This window comes from Protofrankia sp. Cr1 (assembly GCF_963555865.1).
Classification (GTDB): domain Bacteria; phylum Actinomycetota; class Actinomycetes; order Frankiales; family Frankiaceae; genus Protofrankia.
Genome location: NZ_CAUVXO010000459.1, coordinates 1 through 4,243, shown reverse-complemented (window position 1 = coordinate 4,243; position 4,243 = coordinate 1). Strand labels below are relative to the sequence as shown.

Genomic DNA, 4,243 nt, shown 5'->3' with positions numbered 1-4,243 from the left:
TTCGATCAACGTGTACGGACGCTCGTCGTAGCCGACGTAGAGCTGGCGTGGCCGGGCGATCTTCTGCTCGGGGTCGAGCAGACCTTCCTCCCACTGGGCGAGCCAGCCGGGCATCCGCCCGATCGCGAACAGCACCGGGAACATCTCGACCGGGAAGCCCATGGCCTGGTAGATGATGCCGGTGTAGAAGTCGACGTTGGGGTACAGCTTGCGCTTGATGAAGTACTCGTCCTCGAGCGCGATCCGTTCCAGTTCCATGGCCAGGTCGAGTAGCGGGTTCGTTCCGGTGACCTTGAACACCTCGTCGGCCACCTGCCGGATCATCCGGGCGCGTGGATCGTAGTTCTTGTAGATCCGGTGCCCGAAGCCCATCAGCTTCTTCTTGCCGTCCTTCACCTTCGCGATGAAGGCGGGAATGTTCTCCACCGAACCGATGTCGGTGAGCATCCGCAGTACCTGCTCGTTGGCGCCACCGTGCAACGGGCCGTACAGTGCGGAGATCGCGGCCGCGGCCGCGGAGAAGGGGTCGGCCTGGGAGCTGCCGACCGCGCGCATCGCGTTCGCCGAACAGTTCTGCTCGTGGTCGGCGTGCAGGATGAACAGCACGTCGAGCGCGTGTTCGAGGTTCGCGTCCGGCTCGTATTTGAGCTCGGTGGCCTTCCACATCATGTTCAGGAAGTTGCCCGCGTACGACAGGTCGTTGTCCGGGTAGACGTAGGGCAGCCCGATCGAGTGCCGGTAGGAGAACGCGGCCAAGGTCGTGATTTTCGCGATCAGGCGCACGATCTGTAGGCGTCGCAGGCCCGGATCCGTTATTTCCTTCGCGTCCGGATAGAACGTCGACAGGGCGCCGACGGTCGACAACAGCATGCCCATCGGGTGCGCGTCGTGGTGGAAGCCGTCGATGAACTTCTTGATCGACTCGTGGACGAGGGTGTGGTGGGTGATTTCGTCCTCCCACACCGCCAGCTCCGTGCCTGTCGGCAGCTCACCGGCGAGCAGCAGGTAGGCGACCTCGAGGAAGCTGCTCCGCTCCGCCAGCTCCGTGATCGGAAATCCGCGGTAGCGCAGGATGCCGGCATCTCCGTCGATGAAGGTGATGGCACTGCGACAGCTCGCCGTGTTGGTGAAAGCGGGATCGTAGGTCATCAGACCGAAGTCGCCTTCGTCAACCTTTATCGACCGCAGGGCGGTGGCACGGATCGCGCCATCGGCGATCGGGATCTCATAGGTCTGACCGGTGCGGTTATCGGTGACGGTCAGGGTACTGACCTGCTCGGACATGCCGGGCTCCTCTCGCTGTAGCGATCACATCGGTGTGCGTGCGCCTTGGCTGTGGCGTCCGGGTCCGGACTGCTTGGGCCGGTTCGGCGGTAGGCAACGGTTGCCCCCAAGTCTCGCGGTTCGCGCCATCACACGCCCGCGATCGGTACCGTCCGCCCGGCGTGTCCTACAACACCCGTTACATACTGTTCAGTGTTAATGCTCCGTGTCCGTAACATGACACGGTTAGTAAGTAATTCCGCTGTCTTGGGCTATGGGAGGCATACTGCCTGCGAAGGCGGGGAGGATTTTCCGTGAACAGCGTCGCCGTATCGGCGCCGGTGACGTTGCCGTACCGGCGCCGGTGACGTTGCCGCACCTGAGCCCGGGTGGCCGGTCCGGCGTGCCGTGGTCGGGGTTGTGCGACTGGGACGCGGTAACTGCGGGTGTGCCCAGGCATGTCACCAGTCATTAATTGTTGAAAACATGTGAAGACCAAGGAAAAGTTGTTCCACTGGCCGGTGTGCGCGATTTCCAGATACCGCGGAGTCCCCAGATACCGCGGAGTCCACTGTCGTCAACAGCTGGACCGGACCCCCGGACGACCGGACAGCGGCCAGCTGGCCGCTGTCTCGTAGCGCTTGGCGGGATCCGGACCACTCCGCAGCAGGATCAACATCTCTGCCGTCCAGGATCGACAGGAGACGTCGGCGAGTGCTGCCACCATCGGTCGCAGATCCGGCCCCGGCGCGTCCGGGGGTTCGCCAGATCGTGATGCGCCCTGCCTGCGTCCCGGATGCGATCGTGCGACGGTCGCGACGGTCAGGTGACCACGCCAGGCCCGCGTGTCGTCGAGGCCGACCACGCCGGCCAGCTTCGCTTCCCGCGCTACAGCCGCGGCCAGCGGTGCCAGCGGTTCCTCGTCGACATCGGCGAACAGGACCCGTGATCCGAAACGGCCGCCGCCGGCAATGGTCACCGATGCCGGCGGATGCTTGCGGGCGACGTCGGCGAGCCGTTCGGTGAGATCAGGAAGGACGGCGGCCGGGACCTCGCCGAGGAAGGCGAGCGTGATGTGCCAGGTTTCGGGCGGGGCCCAACGCACCTCCGCCGCCAGCTGCCGATGGTCGGTCCGCAGCCGTCTGACGGCGGCGAGGAGCGGATCGACAACGTCAGTCGGTGGAACCAGAGCCACGAACAGTCGAGCCATAGCCAGCAGAGTCTGCGCGCCCGGCGGCTCCCGGGAAACCGACTACGGCAGAACTCATCGTGCATACCACGAAGAGGGAAATGATAGAAATCATTTTGACAAAGTTCCTTTTACTTCCCCGCGTGGAGAGTTTGAGACGGAGTAGTTACGAATTACGCTCCAGGTCGCCGCGGTGGCAGGCACTATCGGGGGGTGACAACGGTTCCCGAGCTGGTGGCCTCACGCGACCCGGCAGGCGCCCGCGAATGGCGTGAGCGCCGCCGTGACGCCCGGCGGCACCAGCCCGATCTTCCCGGTGCGATGGTTCTGGTGACCGATGGCAGCGACCGCACGACCGCGTCGGTCCTGCGCGACGCGGGTGTGGACGTCGTGGGCCTCCTTGCGCCCGAGCCGCTGGAATCGCTGGCCTGGGCCGCGGAGGCCGAGGCACCCAGGGCCTATGCGGATCTGGTCGCGATGCTGTCGGACGAGATCGAGTGTGTGTGCATCGAGATGACGCCGCCCGGGTCCGACGTGATCGCCCGAAGGGCCGTTGAAGCGGGGCTACACGTGCTGCTGTCGCGGCCGATGACCGCTGACCCGCAGGCGTTGCAGGCCGTTGCCGATCTCGCCGAGGAGTCCGATCTCGCACACGTCGTCGCCATGAACGGACGTGCCTGGCCGGCCGCCTGGCACGTGCAGGCGTCAGCATCCTCACTCGGCCGCATCACCCAGGTGACCGTCTTCGCAGCCCCAGCCGGGTCGTCCGGTCGAGCCGAGATCATGGATCTGGTCGTGCGGTGGTGTGGAGACGTGATCGCCGTTTGTGCCCATCCGGCCGCGATGCCTGCCGCGAGCCTCACCGATGCCGCGCCTGTCACCCTGGCGCTGCTGTCGTCCAGCGGCGCCACGGTGCTGGTCAACGAACGACCCGACGGCCGACTGGACACCGCCACGATCACGATCTGCGGCACGGACGGGCGGATGGTCGTGCAGGGCCGTCGTGTCCTGCGCCAGGACGCGGACGGCACGCGGGACCTGCTGATGCGCGATGTGCCGGGCGCGCGTCCCGGTCTGGTCGAGGCGACCTACGACGTCGTGCGGGTCACGGAGCTCAACGACTCCGGTCTGGTGCGCGGCGCGACCTTCCACGATCTTCTGACGATCGGCCGGCTGCTCGCCGCCGCCGACGCCTCCCGGGCTGGCGGCGGCTGGGTGGAGCTGTAGGCCGACCCGACCCCCGACCCCCGACCCCCGGCCCTGACCGCGTCGGGTGTCCAATGCGGCGCGGCCATCACGAACCGGCCAGGGCGTCGAGGATGGGCGCGGCTCGGCTGAGGGCGGCCAGCTCGTCCGGGCTCAGCGACGCGAGCCGCTCGGCGAGCCACTCGTCGTGGCGCCGATGGTCGGCTTCAAGCAGGTCGAGGCCGGCCGCGGTGATCCCGGCGATGACCTGGCGGCCGTCGGTGGGATGCGCGCTTCGAGCAACCAGGCCGGCATCGGCGAGATGGGCGACCACCCGGGTCATCGACGGCGGCTGCACCCGTTCGTGCGCCGCGAGCTCACCAAGGGTCATGGAGCCATGTCGCTTCAGTGTCGCAAGGGCGGCGATCTGGGTGGGAGTCAGTGTGTTCGAGCGTTCCTGGCGCAACCGACGCGACAGGCGCATCACGGACAGGCGGAGGACCGACGCGAGTTGAGCTTCGGTGGCACTGTCCATCAGGTCAAGGTACCTTGTTAGCGACGCTAAGTTCCAGTGCGGTTGGACCTTCCCCGTGTCTCGTTCAGGTG

General features: G+C 66.5%; 4 protein-coding genes. 1 reads left to right on the top strand and 3 read right to left on the bottom strand.

The window, feature by feature from the left end; translation table 11 throughout:
* Together U9980_RS23670 and thpR are read right to left on the bottom strand one after the other, a co-directional pair.
* On the bottom strand, positions 1 to 1,284 hold a 1,284-nt coding region (locus U9980_RS23670; RefSeq protein ID WP_322769954.1), incomplete at its 3' end, for a citrate synthase.
* Positions 1,285 to 1,840: 556 nt separating this feature from the next.
* The gene (gene thpR / locus U9980_RS23665; protein WP_322769953.1) at positions 1,841 to 2,458 is read right to left on the bottom strand and encodes an RNA 2',3'-cyclic phosphodiesterase; all 618 of its coding nucleotides are present in this window, start codon (positions 2,456 to 2,458) and stop codon (positions 1,841 to 1,843) included.
* A 207-nt stretch (positions 2,459 to 2,665) separates the two neighbouring features.
* Here thpR and U9980_RS23660 point away from each other — a divergent pair, with 207 nt between their 5' ends.
* Entirely contained in the window at positions 2,666 to 3,679 is a 1,014-nt protein-coding gene (locus U9980_RS23660; protein WP_322750701.1) for a Gfo/Idh/MocA family oxidoreductase, read from the top strand.
* 67 nt (positions 3,680 to 3,746) lie between these two features.
* Here the strand turns inward: U9980_RS23660 and U9980_RS23655 are convergent, their stop codons facing one another.
* Entirely contained in the window at positions 3,747 to 4,172 is a 426-nt protein-coding gene (locus tag U9980_RS23655) for a MarR family transcriptional regulator (RefSeq protein WP_322769952.1), read from the bottom strand.
* Positions 4,173 to 4,243 lie beyond the last annotated feature (71 nt).